This window comes from Pauljensenia sp. OF14-1SRA, from assembly GCF_027694595.1.
GTDB classification, from domain to species: Bacteria; Actinomycetota; Actinomycetes; order Actinomycetales; family Actinomycetaceae; genus Pauljensenia; species Pauljensenia turicensis_B.
Map to the genome: position 1 here is coordinate 87617 of NZ_JAQEVQ010000001.1, position 25219 is coordinate 112835.

Here is a 25219-nt window from a genome sequence, read left to right on the forward strand (position 1 = left end):
TAGACTAGCGTCTATGGCCGGACGCATTCTTGAAGAAGACAAGGAACGCTTACGACAGGCAATTGATGTTGCTCGTGTCGTAGGTGAACACGTCACTTTGCGTAGCGGCGGAATGAACTCTTTGAAGGGGTTGTGCCCTTTTCACGATGAACGCACTCCGAGTTTTACCGTTAATCCGACGACGGGTCTCTGGCATTGCTTCGGGTGTGGAGAAGGCGGAGACATCTTCGCTTTTGTTCAGAAGATCAATAATTTTTCCTTCCCAGAGACTCTTGAATACCTGTCTCAAATGACGGGTGTCCCTCTTCGCTACGAAGAGGGAAGCTCTCAGACGGTGCGTGAACAGCCCGGCAGGCGCCAGCGTCTGATCGACATGCATCGGATTGCTGAAGAGTTCTATCAAAAACAGCTTGAAACTCCAGAGGCCTTGCCTGCCCGTAAGTTCTTAGGCAACCGCGGGTTCGGACCTGCAGAGTGTCGGCATTTTGGCGTCGGTTACTCATCCGATTCCTGGGACACTCTGACGCGCATGCTTCGCTCAAGTGGTTTTACCGATGAAGAGATTGAAAAGTCCGGCTTGGCGTCGCGTGGGCAGCGGGGTCTGATTGATCGTTTCCGCGGTCGCGTCATGTGGCCGATCCGGGATATCACAGGAACAACCGTTGGTTTTGGCGCCAGGCGTTTGAACGACGAAGACAAGCAGAGCCCGAAGTACTTGAATACCCCCGAAACTCCGCTGTATAAGAAGTCCACGTTGCTGTACGGGCTGGATTTGGCGAAGAAAGAGATTTCCAAGAACCGTAAGGTCGTCATCGTCGAGGGATACACGGACGTGATGGCTGCTCATATGGCCGGTGTGACCTGCGCGGTTGCTACCTGCGGTACGGCTTTCGGATCCGAGCACGTTCGCGTTGTCCGCCGACTGCTGGGCGACTCGGCGGATTCTGCTGCCGGGGTTGTCCTGTCCAGTGGACAGGCACGAGGCTCCGAAGTGATCTTTACCTTTGACGGTGACGAGGCGGGTCAAAAGGCTGCTCTTCGCGCCTTTAAAGAAGACCAGAACTTTGCGTCTCAAACGTTTGTTGCAGTTGATCCTCAGGGGATGGATCCGTGCGACATTATGATTAATCGAGGGAAGAACGCGGTTGTTGAATTGATTCGCTCGCGTATTCCACTGTTTGAATTCGTCTTGCGTTCGATCCTTCGCCAATCGAACCTCAATTTCCCCGAAGGACGCGTTCGGGCTTTGGAAGCATCTGCTCCCATCGTTGCTGACATTAAAGATCGCGCATTGCGGATGGAGTACGAACGCCTGCTAGCCGGCTGGCTTGGCATGGAGCCTCGTTTCGTTCACAACCAGATTCGTTCACTATCACGCGGGAGATATCAGCGTTTCGACAGTGCACAGAATAACCACATGGCCAGAGCTGGTCGCCCGCAACCTCAAGCACGCCCTGAACCCGAAGATCTCGTCTCGCGCGTGGAGCGCCAGGCGTTGGAAGCAGTTTTGCAACAGCCGATTTATTTCATTGGCACGCAGTTCGATTCCATCGATGGTGCGACATTTACTCATCCAACGCGCAGAGCCGTATTCGATGCGATTAAAGCGGTTGGTGGCGTTGATGCGTTTGCTCGTCAGCTGAAGAAAGCACAGGACGAAACAGGCGATAGTGCCTATGCACAAGAGGTGGCGACACGTCGTTTCGTGGATGATATTCGCCAAGAAGCAGGCGAACTGATCGAACCGATTATCACCAAACTTGCAGTCGTCGAACTTCCTCAGGATCGCGAAGACGAAATGCGTTCTTACTGCAAGGGAGTTGTGAACGCGCTGGTTCGATTGGACCTGAATCGCAAAACAGCCGACATTCGCTCGCAGCTTCAGCGTATGAATGAAGATGACCCGAAGTATCAAGAAACATTCGAATATCTGGTCACTCTTGAACAGCGACGACGTTCTTTGCGTGAACGCGACTAGATTGTTGATCGTTTCTCGCACTGGCTTTCCCGGTGCCGTGCTACCGACATGTTCGACCCCAAGGAGGCCACCATGGCTGAAGTTGAGAGCTTCGCGCTGGATCACACCGCAGTGAAAGCACCCTATGTTCGCCTGATTGCCGTTGAACACGGCCCGAAGGGGGATGCGATTTCTAACTTTGATCTGCGTTTCGTCCAGCCGAATGAAAACGCGATCCCAACCGGTGGTCTGCACACGATCGAACACCTCATGGCCTCCCTTCTGCGGGACCGCATGGATGGAGTGATTGACTGCTCGCCGTTCGGTTGCCGAACCGGTTTCCACCTGATTACGTGGGGCACCCCAAGCATTGAAGAAGTCACGCGAGCCGTTGTCTCCAGCCTTGAAGCAATCGCTGACCAGGTCACTTGGGATGACGTTCCCGGCACCGACATCGTGTCCTGCGGTAACTACCGTGATCACTCACTGTTCTCCGCCAAAGAATGGACGCGAGCCATCCTGGATAAGAAATTCTCCATTGATCCTTTCGTGCGCACTCTGCTGGACGACTAAGGGCACGTTGTAGCGACTGAAAAACGTATCGGCGAGGTCATGGACTTCGCCGACACGTGTGTTGCTGGGGAACAGACCTAATCGAGGCCTACGCTCTCGCGCAAATCGCGTTCGAAGGCCTCTGCTTCCTTCTGGGAAGCCTCGTCAAGCGGGCCAAGCGCAATCAGAACAGAAAACAGCTTTCCGTCTTCCGCGCGCCGAATCCACGCCGCTACTTGCGTTCCATTCGACACCTTCAAGGCCTTGTGAATCACGATCGAATGATTGACGTGGTCACTGATGGTTCGCATCAGAACGTGCGGATCTTCAGACACTGTTGTCAGCGTCCAATCCGGGCGTTGAGGATCAACCCAGGTGACCGACAACTGACGAGTTTCAGCCTCCCATTGAGCGGTCGCGACCTCGTACCACATTGCGGAATCGATGACCGCGGTGGCGGAAGTCAGGATCAGCGCATGAGTGCCGGCGACAACCCAGAGGTCATCTCCTACTTGTTCAGCGACGGGGTTGCGATCAATGTCGGGGAGTAGGCCAAGAGCGGACGCGGGCAGAACGGTAGTCATGGGCTCATTGTAGGCAAACGCCACCTGCCTCGGCTGGGCGAGGTGGCGTCCTGCGAAAAGCAGGCTTCCAAGAAGGACAGTTAGTTGCTCTGTCCGTCTTGGTGCTTGTAGCGGCTTGAGATGACTAGGAATTGTCAGTTCCCTCGGCGGGAACGGGGGTCGGCAATGGAAGAGAGCTCATCGTGGCGGCACCCATCCATGAGCGAATGTCATCGAGAGCAGCCTGAATGCCGATTGTTCGCAGGCCTTCGTCAGACGTATTCACCAAGTGAAGGTCGGCTTCAATCAGAGTCAAGAAAATAGCGTCAGCGCTGGACGTATCGATTGAACACCTCATGGCGCGCGTGTCCGTTGCACCATTCTCTAATGTTGCATCGACTCGGCTGAATAGTTCATCAGCTTTGATGCTGGCATCAGAAATGACTTGGTTCTTTAACTGAGCAGCCGGCAGTGATTGAGCGACACAATCCCAGCGTGCGACAGAATCGGAGAGCTCCGTGGAAACCGCAAGCTTTTCACCTGTTTCGTCGCTCACTTCGAGCGTGGGCATCAGGGTGCCATTCTCAAGTTGTTCTTGGTCAAGCCCCCATGTTGCCAGTTCCTCGAGATCCTTATTGTCTGTTTTCAGGCTGAAGCGAGAGTTGAGAGTCTGGAGGCTGAGACTCTGCGTGCTTTCACCAATCCCGTACGTCAGAGCAAGCCCTTGAGTATCGGCGTAGCGACTCAAAGCCACTTGAGCTAGGGCAACGGCTTGTCCGCCGTCAAGAGCCTCGGGATTTGATGCGGTTGCAAGGTCTCGAAGAGCAGTTGTTTCGTTCCACGCGATGAATTCGTCAATCGAAAGTGGGGCGTCGGCAATATCTGGCACGTTCTCGGTATTGTCTGGCACCTGTGTTCCCCACGGCTCCCAGACCCCACCCAAGGAATCCGCGCGTCCTTGAGCCTGCGTAGAAAAAGTTGAAAGCGCAGTGGCACATGACTCACACGATGAAGCAAGGGAAGCAAAACCTTGAGCGCGAATTGCTGCTGCCTGGTCAGCGCGCGCAGCGCGATCGCGAACGACGTCGGTGTCAGACATCTGTGGGATCTGAAGTGTTCGCGTCAAAAACGGGATATTCGTTGAGGTGCAGGCGCTGAGGATCAAGGCAGAAGCGACACCGATGCTCACCGAAGTGCCGATTCGGCGATGCTGAAGTGGTCGCGACGAGGGGGCGCGGTCAGTCTGAGTGTGATGATCAACAAGATGCACTCTCAAATCATGTCATGTTTCAAGGCGGGTACGATGGGGAGCTAATGCCGTGTTGGACACGTAGGAGGAATGGTGGCGAAGCCACAACATCACTTTGAGGCGCTCGAAGAACGCTTAGCGCCTATCGCTTCAGGGTTCGGACTCGAACTTGATTCTGTTATCGGAGTCAAAGAATCTGGAATGCAGATTGTTCGAGTGATCGTCGAAGCAATCGAGCCCGGTGCAAGTGTTGATTCGGAAGCTCTTGCCGATATGTCACGTGCAGTCAGCCCGATTTTGGATGAAGTCGATCCCGTCGACGGCGAATATTTCCTTGAAGTGTCAACGCCGGGCGCGGAGCGTGAACTGGTCACTCCTCGTCATTGGCAGCGCCAAATTGGGCGTCTCGTCGCCGTGAAGCTGAAAGACGCCACGAAGCTGGCCGGACGTGTCGAATCCGCCACTGATTCCCATGCTGTGCTGAACGTTGATGGAACGCCCACTACCATTGAGTACACACAGGTTAAGAAGGCGCGTCCGCGCGTCGAATTCGGTTCGGAGGAATGAGACGCATGGAAATCGATATGACAGCACTGCGCATGGTTGAGCAGGAAAAGGGCGTGTCCCTAGACCGGCTCGTCGATGCCATTGAAGAAGCCCTTCTCAAGGCCTACCACAATCTTCCCGGCGCCATCTCTCAGGCTCGAATCGAAATCGATAAGAAGACTGGTAGCGTCGCGGTGATTGCCACCGAAGAAGACGAAGAGGGCAACCCGATCGGCGAATTCGACGACACCCCGAAGAACTTCGGTCGTATCGCCCAGGCGACCGCTCGTTCGATCATCATTGCGCGCCTGCGTGATGCAGACGATCAGAAGGTCCTCGGCGACTTTGCTTCCCAGAAGGGACAGGTCGTCACCGGCGTCGTTGACCAGTCGCGTGACGGGCGCATCACCATCGTCAAGGTCGGCGATGACTTCGAAGCAGTTCTTCCCGACTCGGAAAAGACTCCCGGCGAAACCTATCGTCACGGAGACCGTATTCGCGCGTTCGTCGTCAACGTTGAACGCACCGAAAAAGGCGCACGCATCACGCTTTCGCGCACTCACCCGGGCCTCGTTTCCGGTCTCTTCGAGCGCGAGGTCCCCGAAATTCAGCAGGGCCTGGTCAAGATCAAGTCGATCGCACGCGAAGCTGGACACCGCACGAAGATCGCCGTTGCACCGACCCGTGACGGCATTAACGCCAAGGGCGCATGCATCGGTCCGATGGGTGCACGTGTGCGCGCGGTCATGAACGAACTCGGTGGCGAAAAGATCGATATTGTCGACTGGTCGGCAGATCCGGCACGCTACGTCGCAAACGCCCTGTCGCCTGCACGCGTTGCCCGCGTTGTCGTTCACTCGATCGACAATCGCACCGCAACCGCGATCGTCCCGGACTTCCAGCTGTCGCTGGCGATCGGTAAGGAAGGCCAGAATGCTCGCCTTGCTGCGCGCTTGACCGAATTCCATATCGACATTCACTCCGATACGGAAAACGGTGAAGAAGCAGACGTTTCGCGCTCCTCTTTGCCTGATGACGTGACCAGTCGCTCATACGTGGGCGACGAGGAATAAGCCCAGCTCGATTAGACTAATCATGTGTCGCATTCTGCGCTGAACCAGATCACCGTGCCACATGGCGCGGTAATGGTGCGTACATGCGTGGGATGTTCACGTCGAGCGTTACGCGCGGATCTTATCCGCGTTGTTGTTTCGAAAGATGGGGTTTGCACCGTAGACCCCACAAGCGCGCAACCCGGTCGAGGTGCGTGGATTCACCCGGATCCAACGTGTATCGAAACCGCCCGCAAGCGTCGGGCATTTCAACGAGCACTCTCATGCGAGGGCGACATTGACGCCCACATGTGGGACCAGCTTGGCCAGGTTGCCTCATCACGAGCACACAGTGCTCTCGTCGAGTAATGAAAGCGGGTTGGAAGCCGATGGGCACCCGATGAGTACCCAGCGATGAGCTGCCAGCAATACAAGTAACGCGTCTCCGTCCGGAGGCGCTTCCGGACAGGAGAAAAGTGGCAAAGTTGCGTGTCCACGAGCTCGCCAAAGAGCTCGGAATCACCAGCAAGGAACTTTTGACGTACCTCAACGACCACGGTGAGTTCGTCAAAGCCTCAGGCTCAGCATTGGAATCGCCAGTTGTGCGTTCCGTGCGTGAGCACTACGGATCGAAGGGCCCGACTGAAGCCCCTTCAACGAAGAAGACCGCTACCAAGAGCGAAAAGAAGCCCGCCGAAAAGAAGACTGTGGCATCGAAGGCTTCTTCTTCACAATCTTCCGCTCCGAAGCCTGCCTCACCGAAGGCAACAAAGAGCGCTGAGAAGACCTCGGCCCCCAAGCCGGGTGCTCCTAAGCCTGCAGCCCCCAAGCCGGCAGGCAAGCAAAAAGCTGAAAGCAAGGACGACGCTAGCGCGCCACGTCCTTCTATGCCTCGTCCCGGCCCTCGTTCGGGTGGCCCGCGTCCGGGTAACAACCCGTATGCGTCCAGCCAAGGCATGCCTCGGCCGGGTGGCACCGGTGGCCCCCGCCCCGGTCCTCGTCCGGGCCCGCGCCCCGGTGGTAGCCGTCCGCAGGGTGGCAATGATCGCCCGACACGTGGCAATTCCAACCGTTCCGGTAGCCCTCGTCCGAGTGGTAACCGTTCCGGTGGTGGTAATCGCCCGAACCCCGGCATGATGCCAGGACAAGCAAACTTTGCTCGCAACGCTTCCGGCGGCGTGCCCGCAAACGATCGCCCCGCACGTAGTGGTGGTGGCCGTGGTCGCGGTGGCGCACGTCCCGCTGGGGGTCACTCTGCGGGCGGTCCCGGTGCAAACGCCGGTGGCGGTTTCTCAGGTGCTCCCCGCGGTGGTGGCCGTGGTGGACGTGGCTCAACTCCGGGCGCATTCGGTCGCGGAGGCGGTCGCAGTCAGCGCGGACGCAAGTCGAAGCGCGCAAAACGTCAAGAGTTCGAACAGCAGAATGCACCCGTCATTGGTGGCGTTCAGATTCCTCGCGGAAACGGCAAGGTTATCCGTATCCGCCAGGGTGCATCCCTCGCAGACTTCGCCGAGAAGATCGAGGTCAATCCCGCAGCACTGGTCACCGTTCTGTTCCATCTTGGTGAAATGGCAACCGCAACCCAGTCGCTCGACCAGGACACCTTTGAAACACTCGGTGCAGAACTCGGTTACGACGTCAAGGTCGTTTCTCCCGAAGAAGAAGACCGCGAACTACTGGAGTCCTTCGATATTGACCTCGAGGCCGAAGAACTCGACGACGTCGAAAACCTCATGCCTCGTCCGCCGGTCGTCACCGTCATGGGCCACGTCGACCACGGCAAGACCAAGCTGCTTGACGCGATCCGTCACACCGACGTGGTCGACACCGAGCACGGTGGAATTACGCAGCACATCGGCGCCTACCAGGTTAACGTTGAACATGAAGGTCGCAAGCGTCCGATCACGTTCATCGATACCCCCGGTCACGAAGCATTCACGGCTATGCGTGCCCGCGGTGCTCAGGTCACTGACATCGCGATTCTGGTTGTCGCAGCCGACGACGGAGTCATGCCACAGACGGTCGAAGCAATCAACCACGCTCAGGCAGCAAACGTTCCGATCGTTGTCGCGGTCAACAAGGTCGATAAGGAAGGCGCAAGCCCGGACAAGATCCGTGGCCAGCTGACCGAATACGGTCTGGTTGCCGAGGAATACGGTGGCGACATCATGTTTGTCGACATCTCGGCAAAGCAACGTACCGGTATCCGCGAACTGCTCGAAGCAGTTCTGTTGACCGCAGACGCTGCTTTGACCCTGGAAGCTAACCCCGATACCGCAGCACGTGGCGTTGCCATTGAAGCGAACCTCGATAAGGGTCGTGGCGCCGTTGCAACCATGCTGGTTCAGCGTGGCACCCTGCGCATCGGTGACGCGCTGGTCGTCGGTTCCTCCTACGGTCGCGTCCGCGCCATGTTCGATGACACGGGGAATGACGTTTCTGAAGCCGGTCCGTCGCGTCCGGTTGCTGTCCTTGGTCTGACCTCCGTTCCGCGTGCAGGCGACTCCTTCTTGGTTGCCCCTGATGACCGTACTGCTCGCCAGATTGCTAGCAAGCGTGAGGCAGCAGAACGTCAGGCAATGCTTGCCAAGCGTCGTAAGCGTGTCTCCCTTGAAGACTTCGATAAGGTCCTCAAGGAAGGCGAGGTTGATACCCTCAACCTCATCATCAAGGGTGACGTTTCCGGTGCCGTCGAGGCCCTGGAAGATTCGCTCCTCAGCATCGATGTGGGCGAAGAGGTCGCACTGCGCATCATCCACCGCGGTGTTGGGGCAATCACGCAGAACGACGTCAACCTGGCAACGGTCGACAACGCCGTCATCATCGGCTTCAACGTTCGCCCCGCAGAACGCGTGGCAGAACTGGCCGACTCCGAAGGCGTCGAGATCAAGTACTACAACGTCATCTACTCGGCGATCGACGACATTGAGGCCGCTCTTAAGGGGATGCTCAAGCCGATCTACGAAGAGGTCTCACTCGGTAGCGCAGAGATCCGTCAGGTCTTCCGCTCCGGCAAGTTCGGCAACATCGCAGGTTCGATCATCCGCTCTGGCACGATCAAGCGTGGAACCAAGGCTCGCTTGGTTCGCGACGGCGTGGTTGTCGCAGACAACCTCGAAATCGCATCGCTACGTCGCGAGAAGGACGATGTCACCGAGGTCCGCGAAGGCTACGAATGTGGTATTACGCTGGGCTACAAGGACATCGCCGAAGGCGACATCATCGAAACCTGGGAAATGCGCGAAAAGCCGCGTGACTGAGGTCGTGATGGTCCGCTTGTAGGACATACGTAGTGTCGGGTGGAAGCGAGTTTCGCTTCCACCCGACCTTTGTGTTCCAAGCAGCTAACGCGTTTGGATAGGTGCGTTGAACGTGAGGTATCCAGCAGCATTCAGCCGATGAGGGTGAGACCCTCTACGATGGGATACCAGCAAGTACGCCAGTTCGACTGAAATCATGAGCCACCGAATGGGTGACAGAAGAAAAAAGGGGAGTGCCATGGCAGACGAAGCACGCCAACGTAAAGTTCAAGACCGTATTCACCAGACCGTCGCGCGTATGCTCGGCCGTCGAATCAAGGATCCGCGTCTCAGCTTCGTCACGATCACCGACGTGCGAGTGACCGGCGACCTTCAGCATGCTTCGATCTTCTACACAGTCCTGGGCGATGACGGCGACCGCGCAGGTGCCGGTCGCGCATTCGAATCTGCAAAGGGCATTATTCGCTCCGAAGTGGGTAAGGCTCTAGGCATTCGCCTGACTCCGACCCTTGAATTCATCCTGGATGGTCTGCCCGAGTCTGCGGCAGCTCTCGAAGACGCGCTGGCAGCAGCGAAGAAGCGCGATGAAGAGATCGCGGCCTCGTCAATCGGGGCTACCTACGCTGGAGATGCAGATCCCTACCGTCGCGACGACGAAGATGAAGGCGGCGAGGAAGCCGACGGCTTCGACGAAAATGACCAGGACCTCGCCTGAGATGGCGAAAAAACCTGACACTTCCATCCCAGGCATCGTTCTTGTCGATAAGCCAGCTGGGATGACCAGCCACGATGTCGTGTCGAAGATGCGACGCGTGGCGCATACTCGTAAGGTCGGCCACGGAGGAACCCTTGATCCGATGGCGACCGGCGTTTTGGTAATCGGCATCGGTCAAGCAACGCGACTGCTGACCTACATTACCGCCGGCTCGAAGGCTTATGACGCGACGATTCGTTTCGGCGTCGCAATGACCACGGATGATGCGCAAGGCCAGCCGATTTCGATTGCCGGATGCGAACAGCTGGACCTAGAAGCGCTCGAATCTGCAATGGCAAGCCTGCGCGGTGAGATCATGCAGGTTCCTGCAACGGTCTCGGCGATCAAGGTCGATGGTAAGCGAGCCTACGCCTTAGCACGCGAAGGCCACTTCGTTGAGCTGAAAGCGCGTCCGATTACAATCCACGCCTTCGAACGACTGGGCGATCCGCGCATTCAAATGGCGGAGTATGCGATTGCCACAGATGATGATTCGACTGAAATGACGGCTATTCCAGTCAGTGTCGTTGATGTTGACGTTCACGTCGATTGCTCGTCTGGCACGTATATTCGTTCCCTCGCCCGCGACCTCGGGCAGATGCTGGGGTGTGGCGCGCACTTGACGGCGTTGCGTCGTACGCGCGTTGCCTCGTTCACCCTTTCGGGCGCCCACCAGCTGGCTGATCTGCAAGCAGAAACCGAAGCGCGAGGGGAGTTTTCGCCAGGCGCGCCCTCGTTGCCGTCTCCCGGCCTGATTCCGATTGACAAGGCCGCGACCTCATTGTTCCCCTCCATTGTTCTGAGCGCGGAAGAAGAACAGCGTTTCTCCCACGGTCAGGCACCGACGCGTGACGCGCAGGAAGTAATGGCATTAGGGAACCCCGGCGATGTCATCGCAGCGTGCAATACATCTGGAGTGCTCTGTGGGTTGCTGGCCATTAAGAATCATTCTTTGAAGACTCTCAACGTATTTTCTGGAGCAACACAATGAAGGTCTGGACCGACCTGTCTGAGATTCCCGGCGACGAAAAGTCGGTGGTCACCATCGGTAACTTTGACGGTATGCACAATGGGCACCGCCGAGTCGTTGCCTCGTGCGTTGAGCGCGCACGCAAACGCGGTGTGGATGCCGTGGCGATTACTTTCGACCCGCATCCGACCCAGGTGCATCGCCCGGAAGTAAACCTCCAGCTGATTTCGCCGTTGCGGGATCGACTTGATGCCATGGCCTCGTGCGGACTGGATGCAACACTTGTGCAGCACTACGACCAAAGCGTGTACACGCTGGAACCCGAAGATTTCGTCACCGAGTACCTCGTTGACCGTTTGGGTGCGGTTGAAGTTGTTGTCGGTGAAGACTTCCGTTTTGGCGCCCACAACTTAGGCACAATCGATACGCTTCGGGCGCTGGGACGCACCTACGGTTTTGACGTTGTGATGGTCACCGATATTCAGGCTCCCGAAGGGCGTCGCTGGTCCTCATCGTGGGTGCGTGAACTGCTCGCCGAAGGCGATGTCGCTGGCGCTGCCCGGGTTTTGGGGCATTTGCACCGAATCCGTGGCACGGTCGAACACGGTTTTAAACGAGGCCGTACCCTGGGATTCCCCACCGCCAATTTGCGCGGCGGAATTGAAGGCGTTGTGCCTGCTGATGGCGTGTATGCCGGCTGGGTTGTGCGTAACGTTCCGGGAACGCAGTCCGCAGAATTCTTGCCCGCAGCGATCTCGGTGGGAACAAACCCACAGTTCGACGGGGTAGAGCGCACCGTTGAAGCTCACGTGCTGGGCCGATCTGACCTGAACCTCTACGGCGAGAAAATCGCGGTCACCTTTGTGTCACGCATTCGCGAAATGATGACCTTCGATTCTCTCGATGAACTACTTTTCCAGATGGATAATGACTTGCTGAAGACCGCGTCCGTGCTCGGAATCGCCGTGGCGAATCGCGTGGATCCCGATTCGGTGACCGCCGTCTGAAACCAACGGGGTTCCCTCGGGTGTGATTGTCCTTTCACAAGGTGAGTCTGCCCACGTAGATACGGGGAAAAGCCCGTATCATGCTAACCTTGAAAAGCCGTCAAAACGGCCGCGGATCCGATGCTGTAAAGGAAAGCTTTACAGCTCCGCGCAACGAGTGAAGCAAAGGAGACGCCTGTGCCGCTGAGCAAGGACGTTAAAGACCAGATCATCGCCGAGTACGCGACCCATGAGGGTGACACCGGTTCCCCCGAGGTTCAGATTGCACTGCTGACCCAGCGCATCAAGGATCTGACCGAGCACTTCAAGTACCACACGCACGATCACCACTCACGTCGTGGCCTTCTGCTGCTTGTTGGTCGTCGTCGTCGTCTCCTTGGCTACTTGGCTTCGGTCGACATCGAACGCTACCGTTCGCTCATCGAGCGTCTCGGCCTGCGTCGCTGAACTTGTGCCGGCCCGATCCCGTAGGGGACCGGGCCGGTTCACTACGTGTGGCGTATTCACCCACACACCCACAACCTAATAGGAAAGAACCACGAACGCGTCGCCGGTTTTCGACAGTGGTTCACGGACCCCCGCTTGTTTGTCGGGTGCGACGCCGTGGACTTCGATCGAAGGCCGAAGCGTGACGTGAGTTCTTCAGTTGAGAATCACAAAGGAGAATCCCCATCATGATGGAAGGATCAGACATCACCGCCGCAGAGGCGATTATTGATAACGGCCGTTTCGGCAAGCGCACCGTGCGCTTCGAAACGGGTCGCCTTGCCAAGCAGGCCGCAGGCTCCGCTCTGGCATACCTGGACGACGAGACCACCGTCCTGTCGGCCACCACAGTCGGCAAGTCGCCTCGCGATCAGTTCGATTTCTTCCCGCTGACCGTCGACGTTGAAGAACGTTCGTACGCTGCGGGTCGTATCCCCGGATCGTTCTTCCGTCGCGAAGGTCGCGCCGGCACCGAGGCAATTCTCGCAGCTCGCCTGATTGACCGCCCGCTGCGCCCCGGCTTCGTCAAGGGCCTGCGCAACGAGGTCCAGGTTGTCGAGACAGTCCTGACTGTTCACCCCGATGACGCTTATGACGTTCTGGCAATCAACGCAGCATCCATGTCCACCCAGATCGCAGGCTTGCCCTTCACCGGCCCGATCGGTGGCACCCGTCTTGCTCTGATCGACGGACAGTGGGTGGCATTCCCGCGTTGGTCTGAGCTTGAGCGCTCCGTCTTCAACATCGTTGTCGCCGGTCGTATCGTGACCGGCGAAGACGGCACCGAAGACGTCGCAATCATGATGGTTGAGGCCGGTGGCGGAAAGAACCAGTGGGAACTCATCCAGGGGGGCGCCATTGCTCCGACCGAAGATGTTGTTGCCGATGGTCTTGAAGCAGCAAAGCCCTTCATCAAAGTCCTCTGCGAGGCCCAGATTGAGGTCGCCAAGACCGCTTCGAAGGAAACTGCAGAGTTCCCGCTGTTCATCGACTACACCGATGAAGAATACGCAGCAGTCGAGGAATGGGTTGGCGACAAGCTTGCCAAGGCGCTCCTGACCGAAGGCAAGCTGGCGCGCGACGAAGCCGTTGACGCCGTTAAGGCCGAGATGCTCGAGGCACTGCTTGCGCGCTTTGAACATGAAGACGCTGAGAAGGAGCTGAAGGCAGCCTTCCGTTCGCTCGAAAAGTACACGATCCGTCAGCGCACGCTGCGCGAAGAAATCCGCATGGATGGTCGTACTCCGCGCCAGATTCGTTCCCTCTCCGCAGAGGTCGAGGTTCTGCCTCGCGTCCACGGTTCCGCCATCTTCCAACGTGGCGAAACCCAGATCCTGGGTGTTACCACACTGGCAATGCTCCGCATGGAACAGCAGCTCGACAACCTGAGCCCTGTCACCGCGAAGCGCTACATGCACCAGTACAACTTCGCTCCCTTCTCGACCGGTGAAACCGGCCGAGTGGGTGCCCCGAAGCGCCGTGAAATCGGCCACGGTGACCTTGCAGAGCGCGCTCTGATCCCGGTTCTGCCATCGCGCGAAGAGTTCCCCTACGCAATCCGCCAGGTCTCCGAGACCATGGGCTCCAACGGCTCGTCCTCGATGGGCTCCGTCTGCGCATCGACCCTGTCGCTGCTCCAGGCTGGCGTCCCGTTGCGCGCACCCGTCGCCGGTATCGCCATGGGCCTCATGACCGGTGAAGTTGATGGCGTTCAGAAGGCTGTTACCCTGACCGACATTCTCGGCGCAGAAGACGGCTTCGGCGACATGGACTTCAAGGTAGCTGGCACCAAGGACTTCATCACCGCACTCCAGCTCGACACCAAGCTCGACGGTATTGATTCCCAGGTTCTGCGTGGCGCCCTTGCTCAGGCCCGCGACGCTCGCCTGAGAATCCTTGATCTGATCAACCAGGCTATTGACGGTCCTGATGAAATGAGCCCGAACGCTCCTCGCATCATCACCGTCCAGGTTCCCGTGGATAAGATCGGTGAGGTCATTGGCCCGAAGGGCAAGATGATCAACCAGATCCAGGAAGACACCGGCGCAGATCTGACGATCGAAGATGACGGCACCGTCTACATTGCTGCCGCTGCTGGCGAAGCCGCTGAAGCTGCGCGCCAGATGGTCAACCAGATCGCTAACCCGCAGATGCCTGAGGTCGGCGAACGCTTCATCGGCACGGTCGTCAAGACCACGTCGTTTGGTGCATTCATCTCCCTGACCCCGGGCAAGGATGGCCTGCTCCACATTTCCCAGGTTCGTCGCCTGGTCGGTGGCAAGCGCGTCGAGTCTGTCGACGACGTTCTGCAGGTTGGCCAGCAGGTTGAGGTCGAGATCGCTGAAATCGGCGATCGTGGCAAGCTCTCCCTGCACGCTGTCCTTGATGACGAAGCTGCAGCCGCTGAAGCTGCCAATGCTTCCAATTCCGAGTCCGAAGGTCGCCCCGAGCGTCGCGAACGCCGTGACCGCTCCGAGCGTCGTGAGCGTCGTCCGCGCACCCGCACGCGTCGCAAGCGTGAGGACGAGGGCGAAGCAACCCAGGCTCCGTCTGAAGACTGATAGTTCTTCATAACCTCGTTGGGCCGGTGGCTAAGCCACCGGCCCAACAGTGTTTTTCAGCCAATGGTGCTCTGCCTGAACGTCTCCAACCGGTTGAGCATTGAGCAAGTAGACTCACACACATGGACGCTTTGATCCTCCGCCTGAACAATCGGGGGAACATCGCGTGAACGGCGAGAAGAAAAGGAATTGGAAGACCCGTGAGCGAACCGATCGAACTGACACTCGATGCGATCGACAATCAGCTACTGGATGACACTGATGGCGATCTGCGACGGACAGTGACCTCGTTTGGTACGCGTATCATCACCCAGCACATTCCTGCCACGCATTCTGCCGGAGTCAGCATGTGGGTTCCTGTGGGATCTCGCGATGAAACCCCCGAAGTCGCAGGTTCGACCCACTTCCTTGAACACCTGTTGTTTAAAGGGACGGATACTCGCTCCGCTTTTGACATCGCCGAAAGTTTCGACCGCGTGGGCGGAGAAACGAATGCGGAAACCGCGAAGGAACACACCGCATACTGGGCTCGCGTCGTTTCGACCGATCTCACAATGGCGGTGGGTACGATCGCTGACATGCTGACCAACTCGCTCTTGGATCCGGCAGAGTTTGAAATGGAACGAGGGGTCATCCTCGATGAGCTTGCGATGTCAAAAGACTCTCCGACCGAGAACGTCCACGAAGCATTCCAGCAGGCAATTCACGGTGATACTCCGCTTGGTCGCCCGGTGGGTGGCACCCCTGACATCATCAGCGCGCTCAGTCGTGACAAGGTGCTTGAGCACTATCACCGCCACTATGCGCCGAATAACTTGATCGTTGCGGTTGCCGGCGATATCGAGCATGAAGCAGTCGTGAACATGGTGACCGATGCTCTGTCGGCGTCCAATTGGGCATCACAGCTGAAATCATCCAGTCGGCCTCGTCAGCGTCGCTCGAAGCTTGCAACCAGCGAAGGCGCACAGTCGGCGGAAATGGTCAGGCGTCGCGATGTTGAACAAGCTCACGTTGTGATTGGCACCAAGGGGTTTTGCGCACTCGCTGATGAACTCCCGACCTTTAACGTTTTGCTCAATGTGCTGGGCGGGTCGATGTCGTCGCGCTTGTTCCAGGAAGTTCGCGAGAAACGAGGCTTGGCCTACACGACCTATGCTTTCGGTTCCTCCTACGCGGAAACCGGTAGCTTCGGCATGTACGCGGGCACATCGCCGGCGAAGGTAGACGAGGTCGAAAAACTCATGCGGGCCCAATTGGAGTTGCTCGCAAGCGAAGGCCCGACCGCCTTAGAAATGGAGCGCGTACGAGGCCAAGTGCGGGGCTCCGTCGTGCTGGGCCAAGAAGATAACTGGTCGCGCATGATGCTCATTGGTCGCGCTGAAGTGTCTGGCCGATACAAGTCCATCGAACAAGCAATTGACGCGATCAACCAGGTGAGCGCTGAAGACGTGAAGGCCATGGCCACCGACCTTGTAAGCCGTGACTTCTCTCGTGCTCTCGTCCTTCCGAACAACGCCTAAAAGACAAGAAGAGGAACTCATCATGATTCACGTAGCAGTCATTGGTGCTCAAGGCCGTATGGGTGCGACCGTCGTTGAAGCTGTGAACGGTGCAGACGACATGGAGTTCGTCGCTGGTCTTGATGCTTCGGATCAGATCATCGCCAGCAACCTTGGTGGCGCCGAGGTTGCCGTCGACTTTTCAACGCCGTCTGTTACCGAAGCAAACGTCCACGCACTGCTGGACGCTGGGGTGAACGTCGTTGTGGGCACAACAGGGTGGAGTGACGAATCCTATGAGCGTGTGCGCGTGCACGCTGAAGAATCCGGCCGTTGCGTCCTGATCGCACCGAACTTCGCGATGTCTGCCGTGCTGGCGATGAAGTTCGCTGCGCTGGCCGCTCCGTACTTCGAGTCCGCTGAGGTTATCGAAATGCACCACCCGAACAAGGTGGATGCGCCTTCCGGTACTGCGGTTGCCACTGCGAAGGGGATCGCAGCGTCGCGCGGAAAGGCCGGATGTAGTCCCATGCCGGATGCCACCCAGTCGGATCCACTGGGCGCTCGCGGAGGAGCTGTAGACGGCGTGCCCGTCCACGCTGTCCGCCTGCGTGGCCTGACAGCCTCGGAAGAGATCCTGCTGGGCAACCCTGGTGAACAGCTGGTGATTCGCACGGATTCCTTCGACCGTTTCTCTTTCATGCCCGGCGTTTTGTTGGGCGTGCGCGAAGTGAGCAAGCATCCGGGTCTGTCGATTGGCTTGGATACTGTCCTTGACCTGCCGGGACTTCCATGAGCATCGACCTTGGTATGCCGCAAGCAGGTGCACCTGGGTCCGCTCCGAAGTCACCCGGCCGATCGGTTCGCCCCGCATTGGCTCAGGATGCGCCACAGATCGCGCGTATTCAGGCGGCCTCGCTCAAGAGGCTCTTCGGCGCGAGCGCACAGGTGGACGAACAGGTTCTTGCCCAACAGTGGGCAACAACATTGACTGCTCCTGCTCCCGCTGGGTGCTTCACTCTTGTTGCCCTCCACGCCAACGCGGTCGCCGGTTATGCTCTGGTTGTTCCCGCCGATGATTTCACCGCCGGTGATGGTAGCGCCATCACGGGGCCCTCGTTGATCGCCGAAATGGACGTGGACGAAAGTTTCCGTCGAAGCGGACATGCCTCTCGCTTGGTGCAGGCGTGCGTCGACGTTTCGCGTGCGACCGCCCTCAGTACGTGGATTGATTCAAGGGACGAGGCCCGGATCCGTTTCTTCACCTCATGCGGGTTCGGACCGGCAGGGCTCAGGCGCACATTCCCCGACATGCCTGACGTTGTCCAGCACCTGTGGTGGACTTCGACGCAGACACCTGACGAGTAATAGGCGTTCACCTAGTGAACTTTGGGCTGTGTCGATGTGTTCTCGTCATATGCTCAACCCATGAGCTACACCCCGCGCCGTCTTTTCGGCTCCCTCGCAACCGCAATGGTGACCCCGTTCCACGCTGACGGGGCAATCGACCTCGACTCCGCGGTCCGTTTGGCGAAGAAGCTCGTCGACGACGGGTCGGACACAATTGTACTGTCTGGAACGACTGGCGAATCTCCGACGACCCATCAGCCTGAGAAGAATGAACTGACGGTTGCCGTGAAGGAAGCCGTGGGTGAACGCGCGTTTATTCTCTGCGGTGCGTGCTCGAACGATACCGCGCACGCTGTGCGCATTGGCCAGGGGGCGCAGGCGTCGGGGGCTGACGGCCTACTGGTTGTTTCCCCGTATTACAACCGTCCCTCTCAGGTGGGTCTGCGTGCCCACGTTCGCGCTATTGCGGACGCAACTGATCTTCCCGTCATGCTCTACGACATTCCGGGACGTACCGGCTTGGCGTTCAGTGATGAGACACTGGACGACCTTGCCACCCACCCGCGTATCAAAGCTGTTAAAGATGCTACGGGGAACGTTGAACAGGGCGTCGAACGAATGCACCGAACCAAACTTGAGTACTACTCGGGTGATGACGGCTTGAACTTCGCTTGGATGACCGGCGGAGCCTCCGGTTTCGTGTCGGTCGTGTCACATGTTGCCTCGTCGCACTACCGGAAAATGATCGACCTGCTGGATGCCGATAAGGTCTGGGAAGCCCGCGAACTCGCCTACTCGCTCCGCCCGCTGGTGACTGCCATCATGGGCGGGGGACAGGGTGCTGTCATGGCAAAAGCAGCCATGTACCTGCAGGGCGTCATTGAAACGCCGGTTCTGCGTCTGCCGTTGGTGGGAGCCTCGGATGACGAAATGGAATCCTTGAAGTCTGCGCTGAAAGTGGCCGAACTGCTCTGACGTGGGTCTGAGTGCTTACGGATTTCCCCCGAGGTCGTGGCACACTTAGACCTATGAAGTCCCTGTATGAGAACCTTTCCGAACCCGCACCCCTAGAAGAGGGCGCTATTCGCATCATCCCACTTGGTGGCTTGGGCGAAGTCGGTCGCAACATGAACGTGCTGGAGTTCGACTCCAAACTCCTCGTCGTCGACTGTGGTGTTCTTTTCCCTGAAGAAACCCAGCCGGGTGTTGACCTGATTCTCCCGGACTTTTCTTGGATTGAAGACCGCATGGACGACGTTGTCGGCATGGTCCTCACCCACGGTCACGAAGACCATATCGGCGCTGTTCCGTACCTGTTGAAACTCCGCGAAGACATCCCAATCTACGGTTCGGAACTGACGCTGGCATTCGTCGAACCGAAGCTTCGTGAGCACAAGCTGACCTGCGACAACCTGCACGTCGTAGCAGAAGGTGACCGAATCACTATCGGTGACTTCGATCTTGAATTCGTCTCCGTGACCCACTCGATTCCCGACGCTCTGGCTGTCTTTGTCCGCACCCCGGCAGGAAAACTGCTGATCACCGGTGATTTTAAGATGGACCAGCTTCCCCTTGACTCCCGCCTGACCGACCTTCGTGCCTTTGCTCGCTTCGGTGAAGAAGGCGTGGACCTGTTCATGGTTGACTCCACGAACGCTGAGGTTCCCGGCTTCATCACTCCCGAACGTGAAATCGGCCCGGTTCTTGATCGAGTATTTGGTGAAGCTCCGGGACAGATCGTCGTTGCATCCTTCGCCTCGCACGTCCACCGCGTCCAGCAGGTTATTCAGGCTGCGGCGCACCACGGGCGGCACGTTTGCCTGGTGGGGCGCTCAATGGAACGCAATATGCGCATCGCCCAGGAAAAGGGCTACCTGACTATTCCCGAGGGCGTTATCGTCGACGCGCGCACCATCGAAATGCTTGAACCCTCCAAGCGTGTCTACATGGCAACCGGCTCGCAGGGTGAACCAATGGCAGCGCTGTCTCGTATGAGCCTTGGAACTCACCGTAGCGTCTCCATTGAGCCCGGCGACATGGTGGTCCTAGCGTCCTCTCTGATTCCTGGAAACGAAAACTCTGTCTACCGCGTCATCAACGACCTCATGCGCCTGGGTGCACGCGTCGTGCACAAGGCGAACGCGAAGGTTCACGTATCCGGCCACGCCGCTGCAGGCGAGCTGATTTACTGCTACAACATCGTGCAACCCACCAACGTCATGCCGATTCACGGCGAGGTCCGCCACCTGGTCGCTAACGGACAACTCGCCGTGAAGACCGGTATCTCACCCGACAATGTGGTGCTGGCAGAAGACGGCGTCTGCGTCGACTTGAAGGACGGCACGGCACGCGTCAGTGGAGCCGTTCCCTGCGAATACGTGTACGTCGACGGTCGCTCCATCGGCGAAATCTCTGAACACGAGCTTGAAACTAGACGCACGCTCGGCTCCGAAGGCTTTATCTCCGTCTATGCCGTCGTTGAACACGATTCAGGTATGGTGCTCTCTGCGCCGACCATCCGCGCAATCGGTATGGCAGAAGATGATTCGGTCTTTGAAGAGATTCAGCCGGACGTCGAAGAAGCGCTCGTGGACGCGGCTGCTCCCGGTGGAGTTGACCCCTATGTTCTCCAGCAGGCAATGCGTCGTGTGATCGGTCGTTGGGTGGCGCGCAAGCTCCGCCGTCGTCCGATGATCGTCCCAGTCGTTGTAGAACAATAGGAGAGGCACGTGGGGACCTCTTTACCGCGCGAGCGTTTGAGGGCCTCCCTATCGCGTACTCTGGTGTCAGCAACCTCAACGAAGAGCCTCAAACTCGAAGAAGCGTGGAAGAAATGACAGGTCGTTTTATCTCAACCCACTCGGTGGTGCTTGTTCTTCCGATGCACATTTCACATTCACCGGTTCGTGGCGCTTCCATCCATGCCGACGCTTCTAGCTCGCGTCCCGGGGGTGGTTTTACAACCCTATCCGCGGTGGCAGCTCTCGGTATCCCGGCTGCGCTGGCTTCCCCGTTAGGCACTGGACCGAACTCGTTCACTGTTCGTCGCCAGCTCGTTGAAGCTGGAGTTGAGGTTCTTATTCCAGAACTGGTGGGTGACATCGGCGTCGCAATGCAGTTGATCGAACCCGATGGGTCGATGACCTCGATTGTGACGTCCGGTGTTGAGTCAGAGCCGTCGCGTACAGCGTTGGACTCTCTTGTTCTTACCCCTGGCGACTTGATCCATATTACTGCCTCTGACTTGACGAATCCTCATTCTGCGAAGGTCCTTGCGGGATGGGCTGCAGCCCTGCCGTCATCTGTCACACTTGTTGTGGCTGTTTCCCCGGCAGTTGAGCAAGTTCCCGTTGAACTATGGCGCCAGCTGTTGCATCGTGCTGACGTCGTGACAATGAATGTCCGTGAATCGAACACCTTAGCGTCGATCCTCGACTCTTTTGAGCCCGGCACGGGAGTGCGTCACCTGATGCGACCCGAAGCTGCGCTGGTTCGTCGCACGGGCGCGTCGGGGTGCGAATTGCAACGCACACAGACTGATGAACCCGTTACGATCCCCGCCTACGAGACGCATGTCGTCGACACCGCTGGTGTCGGTGATACACACATCGCGACAATGTGCGCCACTCTGATCGCCGGCAAAGACGTTGCGGAAGCATGTCGTATCGCGAACGCGGCTGCCGCGATTGCGCTCTCTCACGAATCTGCTCTTCCTGTTCCCTCACGCGAACAGATTGATATCGTCATAGAAACAGGAACAGTCGAGAGCCTCGCGGCGCTGTAAAGACTGCACGTGCGTCTCTTTCCTCTATTCGCAGACGTGTCATGAGTGTGAGATCCGCGTGAGACTGCGCTTTAACGGCGCGCCGATCACGATTCGCCAGGTCTACGGGTAGCGTTTTGATCATCATGGCTAAAAGCAACCCATCTGCCCGAAATGGCTCGAACGCCAAGTCGCGCCAGCGCACGTCGAATCAGAAGCAGGCTCAACCCGAGATAACGGAGAAGCCGGGGCTCCTCGCCTCGTTCTTCTCAGCAATCGGGCGTGGCATTGCCTCGATGGTTCGCGCGTTCATTGCAGCTGATGTGCAAGTAAAGCGCGACGGCCTTGCGTTTGTACTTCTTGCGCTAGCGATCGTTGTCGCCCTACGCGAGTGGTTCCACATTTCCGGCCAGGCTGGGGATGTATTGCACCACGGGGCAGCCGGCCTCGTCGGTCTATTCTCTGTCGTTGTCCCACTGGCACTTGTCGCACAAGCCGTAGAACTCTTCCGTGCGCGCTCGGGAAACCACGCTGTGCCACACCACACTGCAGGTGGCATTGGGTTGACGGTTGCCCTGACCGGTTTGGTGCATATCAGTCAAGGAAATCCGGCATTCGATGACCTAGCAGCTATTGAATCGGCCGGTGGCATTATCGGCTGGTTTATCGCGCGCCCACTGACACTTCTGCTATCAGGGTGGGGGGCTGGCGGAATCCTCATTCTTTTGGGAATTTACTCGATCTTGCTGGCAACTCGTACGCGTGTTGCCGATGCTCCGGCTGCTCTCGCCTCCTTCTTCCGTTCGCTGACCCACCGCGGTGGCGATGAAGAAATGAGCGATGAAGAACGTGCACGCGAACGCAGGCGTCGTGCGCGCGAAGATCTTGCTGCCGGCGATGATCCTTTCCTTGAACAATATGACGGTGATGAGTCGTTCCGTTCCCCGCAGATCAGCGATGACCCGACGGTTGTCCTTGAACAGGATGCGAATGCGGAAAAGTATGTTGATAAGCCGGCGCGCAAGTCTCGGTTTGCGAAGAAGGCTGAGCCTTCCCCCGATCCGCAGGACATACCAACTCAGGTGATTTCCCTGCCTGATGCGACTGCTGGCATCGATGAGCTGACCGCTGATATAGCGACCTCCGAAGTCGATGTGCATGGGGGAGCGACAAGTATTCCTGCTCCGCCGATCACCGATCCTCCCGCTCAGCCCGGTTTCCAGCCAAACCTGGACGATGCAATCACGTACACGCTTCCCCAGGCCAATCTTCTTGTTGCCGGCCCGCCGCACAAGACGCGCTCCGAGGTCAATGATCAGGTTGTCAATGCGCTGATGCAGGTGTTCGCTGACTTCAACATTGATGCGAAGGTCACCGGTTTTTCACGAGGTCCGACAGTGACGCGCTACGAAGTCGTTCTTGGCGCCGGCGTCAAGGTTGACAAACTGATGAACCTGACGAAGAACATCGCGTATGCGGTGGCTTCAGCTGACGTGCGTATCCTTGCTCCGATTCCTGGAAAGTCCGCGATCGGCATTGAAATTCCGAACGCTGACCGCGAAAACGTGGCGCTGGGTGACGTGTTGCGTTCCGGCGCTGCCATGCGCAACCAGCATCCGCTGGTCGTCGGCGTGGGTAAGGACGTCGAAGGCGGGTACGTTGTCACGAACCTCGCAAAGACTCCTCACATGCTGGTTGCTGGCCAGACGGGTTCCGGTAAGTCGAGCTTCGTGAATTCGATGATTACGTCGATCATGATGCGTGCGACGCCTCAGCAGGTGCGCATGATCCTGGTTGATCCCAAGCGCGTGGAACTGACGATTTACGAAGGCATTCCGCACCTGATTTCGCCGATTATCACCGATCCGAAGAAGGCCGCCGAGGCTCTCGAATGGGTCGTGCGCGAAATGGATGCGCGTTACGATGATCTGGCTGAGTATGGCTTCAAGCACATTGACGATTTCAATAAGGCTGTAGCGTCTGGTCAGGTTCAGGCAAAGCCCGGCCTGCAACGCACGCTTCACCCGTACCCGTATTTGCTGGTTGTGGTTGATGAGCTCGCCGACATGATGATGGTCGCTCCGCGCGATGTTGAAGCCTCGATTCAGCGCATCACTCAGCTGGCGCGTGCCGCTGGCATCCACTTGGTGCTGGCGACGCAGCGTCCGTCTGTTGACGTTGTGACCGGCTTGATTAAGGCGAATATCCCCTCGCGTTTGGCGTTTGCTACCTCGTCCCTGACTGACTCTCGCACGATTCTCGACCAGCCGGGTGCTGAGAAGCTGATTGGTCAGGGCGATGCTCTCTACCTTCCTGCCGGCGCTTCGAAGCCGTTGCGCGTCCAGGGCGCGTGGGTCAGCGAGTCGGAGATTCACAAGGTTGTCGCGCACGTGAAGTCGCAGATGCAACCCACGTACCGCGAGGATGTGGTTGCGCCGGCAAAGAAGGTCAAGGTCGCCGAGGATATTGGCGATGACCTCGATGATCTGTTGCAGGCAGCTGAGCTGGTTGTTTCCTCGCAGCTGGGTTCGACGTCGATGCTTCAGCGCAAGTTGCGTGTCGGTTTTGCCAGAGCAGGTCGCCTGATGGACTTGCTCGAGTCGCGCGAAATCGTCGGCCCATCCGAAGGGTCGAAGGCGCGCCAGGTGTTGGTTGCGCCCGAGCAGTTGCCTCAGGTCCTCGCCATGCTACGAGGCGAAGCAGAGACGCTAGATGAAGCAGCCGAGGTTGTGCCTTCCATGGGTGACGCGGCCACGTCAACTGATGATGGTGTTCCCGGCACGGATGCGCGCACTGGTGTGGTCGATGGTGCTATGTCGGCACCGGACCCATATTCAGGACATGATTTTGGCGGGAATGCACCACAATGGGTAGATGAAGAGCCCGAAGATGATGAGGACGCTTGGCAGCTGACCGGTCGCTAAGCCCAAAAAGGGGGTTGCTATGGGAAGTAATGTTTCTCGTGTTGATCATGAACACCATGTTTCTTCATGGAACGTGCCCAATGCCCTGACCGTTTTCCGTCTGGTTCTGGTCCCGGTATTCATCTGGCTGATGTTCCTTGAGGCTTCTGCTGCACGCTGGTGGGCTGTTTTAGTCTTCATGATTGCTGCCGCAACAGATCAGCTTGATGGGCATATTGCGCGTTCGCGAAATCTCATCACCGACTTCGGTCGTTTGATGGATCCGATTGCAGATAAGGCACTTACGCTGGGCGCATTCATCATGCTCTCGATTGCTGGATTGTTGCCGTGGTGGGTGACGATTCTGATTGCTATTCGCGAGCTTGGTATTACCGCTTTGCGTGCAGTTTTGTTGCGACGTGACATTGTTGTGTCGGCAAATAAGGGTGGCAAGCTGAAGACGCTTCTGCAGATTTTCGCGATCTGGTTGCTTCTGATTCCGTGGCAGTCTCTGGGTGCCTCGTGGCCCGCATATGCTTCGCTGACCCACGGAATGCTGATCTTCGGTTGGGTTGTCGCAGGCCTGGCGTTGTTGATGACTGTCTGGTCTGGCCTGGTTTATGTTGTCGAGGGCGCGAAGCTCTGGAAGGCAAGTTCGCCTCAAATTGAGTCAAAGTGACTCAACTTATTTAATGATGAGACACACTTCGCCTTTCGCATCTTATCGTTGAAATTTCGCGGATAAGG

General features: G+C 57.8%; 21 protein-coding genes. 19 read left to right on the top strand and 2 right to left on the bottom strand.

Features of this window, described 5'->3' with window-relative positions:
• The first annotated feature begins 13 nt into the window (after positions 1-13).
• Positions 14-1978, top strand: coding sequence for a DNA primase (gene dnaG, locus PG731_RS00375; protein WP_270771420.1), 1965 nt, complete (start codon positions 14-16; stop codon positions 1976-1978).
• Positions 1979-2050: 72 nt separating this feature from the next.
• Positions 2051-2530 (top strand): S-ribosylhomocysteine lyase, encoded by a 480-nt coding sequence (locus tag PG731_RS00380; RefSeq protein WP_101627340.1) that lies wholly within the window; start codon positions 2051-2053, stop codon positions 2528-2530.
• Between the two features lie 77 nt (positions 2531-2607).
• Here the strand turns inward: PG731_RS00380 and PG731_RS00385 are convergent, their stop codons facing one another.
• Both PG731_RS00385 and PG731_RS00390 read right to left on the bottom strand, forming a co-directional pair.
• Positions 2608-3093: a hypothetical protein gene (locus tag PG731_RS00385; RefSeq protein WP_270771422.1), complete on the bottom strand. Its 486-nt coding sequence runs from the start codon at positions 3091-3093 to the stop codon at positions 2608-2610.
• A gap of 124 nt (positions 3094-3217) precedes the next feature.
• Positions 3218-4342 (bottom strand): hypothetical protein, encoded by a 1125-nt coding sequence (locus PG731_RS00390; protein WP_270771423.1) that lies wholly within the window; start codon positions 4340-4342, stop codon positions 3218-3220.
• A gap of 69 nt (positions 4343-4411) precedes the next feature.
• Between PG731_RS00390 and rimP the strand changes: the two genes are divergently transcribed.
• The 17 genes from rimP (at position 4412) to pgsA (ending at position 25151) form a co-directional block, all read left to right on the top strand.
• The gene (gene rimP / locus PG731_RS00395) at positions 4412-4888 is read left to right on the top strand and encodes a ribosome maturation factor RimP (RefSeq protein ID WP_270771425.1); all 477 of its coding nucleotides are present in this window, start codon (positions 4412-4414) and stop codon (positions 4886-4888) included.
• 5 nt (positions 4889-4893) lie between these two features.
• A complete protein-coding gene (nusA, locus tag PG731_RS00400) occupies positions 4894-5940 on the top strand; it encodes a transcription termination factor NusA (RefSeq protein WP_270771427.1) in 1047 nt (348 codons plus the stop codon).
• A 72-nt stretch (positions 5941-6012) separates the two neighbouring features.
• Positions 6013-6288, top strand: coding sequence for a YlxR family protein (locus PG731_RS00405; protein WP_270771657.1), 276 nt, complete (start codon positions 6013-6015; stop codon positions 6286-6288).
• Between the two features lie 107 nt (positions 6289-6395).
• Positions 6396-9179 (top strand): translation initiation factor IF-2, encoded by a 2784-nt coding sequence (gene infB, locus PG731_RS00410; RefSeq protein ID WP_270771428.1) that lies wholly within the window; start codon positions 6396-6398, stop codon positions 9177-9179.
• Between the two features lie 238 nt (positions 9180-9417).
• A complete protein-coding gene (rbfA, locus tag PG731_RS00415; protein ID WP_101627333.1) occupies positions 9418-9894 on the top strand; it encodes a 30S ribosome-binding factor RbfA in 477 nt (158 codons plus the stop codon).
• A gap of 1 nt (position 9895) precedes the next feature.
• The gene (gene truB / locus PG731_RS00420; protein WP_270771431.1) at positions 9896-10924 is read left to right on the top strand and encodes a tRNA pseudouridine(55) synthase TruB; all 1029 of its coding nucleotides are present in this window, start codon (positions 9896-9898) and stop codon (positions 10922-10924) included.
• On the top strand, positions 10921-11910 hold the full coding sequence (locus tag PG731_RS00425; RefSeq protein ID WP_270771433.1) for a bifunctional riboflavin kinase/FAD synthetase: 990 nt from the start codon (positions 10921-10923) through the stop codon (positions 11908-11910). The genes truB and PG731_RS00425 overlap by 4 nt, the downstream gene beginning before the upstream one ends.
• A 177-nt stretch (positions 11911-12087) precedes the next feature.
• The gene (rpsO, locus tag PG731_RS00430) at positions 12088-12357 is read left to right on the top strand and encodes a 30S ribosomal protein S15 (RefSeq protein ID WP_006681724.1); all 270 of its coding nucleotides are present in this window, start codon (positions 12088-12090) and stop codon (positions 12355-12357) included.
• A gap of 227 nt (positions 12358-12584) precedes the next feature.
• On the top strand, positions 12585-14957 hold the full coding sequence (locus tag PG731_RS00435; RefSeq protein ID WP_270771436.1) for a polyribonucleotide nucleotidyltransferase: 2373 nt from the start codon (positions 12585-12587) through the stop codon (positions 14955-14957).
• 200 nt (positions 14958-15157) lie between these two features.
• Positions 15158-16477, top strand: a complete 1320-nt coding sequence (locus tag PG731_RS00440; RefSeq protein WP_270771437.1) for a M16 family metallopeptidase — start codon at positions 15158-15160, stop codon at positions 16475-16477.
• Between the two features lie 22 nt (positions 16478-16499).
• Positions 16500-17252: a 4-hydroxy-tetrahydrodipicolinate reductase gene (dapB, locus tag PG731_RS00445; protein ID WP_270771438.1), complete on the top strand. Its 753-nt coding sequence runs from the start codon at positions 16500-16502 to the stop codon at positions 17250-17252.
• Positions 17249-17824, top strand: a complete 576-nt coding sequence (locus tag PG731_RS00450) for a GNAT family N-acetyltransferase (protein ID WP_270771440.1) — start codon at positions 17249-17251, stop codon at positions 17822-17824. Before dapB ends, PG731_RS00450 begins: the two co-directional genes overlap by 4 nt.
• A 60-nt stretch (positions 17825-17884) precedes the next feature.
• Positions 17885-18781, top strand: a complete 897-nt coding sequence (gene dapA, locus PG731_RS00455; protein WP_270771441.1) for a 4-hydroxy-tetrahydrodipicolinate synthase — start codon at positions 17885-17887, stop codon at positions 18779-18781.
• Positions 18782-18834: 53 nt separating this feature from the next.
• Positions 18835-20526 carry a ribonuclease J gene (locus tag PG731_RS00460; protein WP_101627326.1) on the top strand — a complete coding sequence of 564 codons (1692 nt, stop codon included), beginning with the start codon at positions 18835-18837 and terminating at the stop codon, positions 20524-20526.
• 113 nt (positions 20527-20639) lie between these two features.
• A complete protein-coding gene (locus PG731_RS00465; RefSeq protein ID WP_270771444.1) occupies positions 20640-21590 on the top strand; it encodes a PfkB family carbohydrate kinase in 951 nt (316 codons plus the stop codon).
• A gap of 125 nt (positions 21591-21715) precedes the next feature.
• Entirely contained in the window at positions 21716-24493 is a 2778-nt protein-coding gene (locus PG731_RS00470) for an FtsK/SpoIIIE family DNA translocase (protein ID WP_270771445.1), read from the top strand.
• A 19-nt stretch (positions 24494-24512) separates the two neighbouring features.
• Positions 24513-25151: a CDP-diacylglycerol--glycerol-3-phosphate 3-phosphatidyltransferase gene (pgsA, locus tag PG731_RS00475; RefSeq protein ID WP_270771446.1), complete on the top strand. Its 639-nt coding sequence runs from the start codon at positions 24513-24515 to the stop codon at positions 25149-25151.
• The last annotated feature ends 68 nt before the right edge of the window (positions 25152-25219 follow it).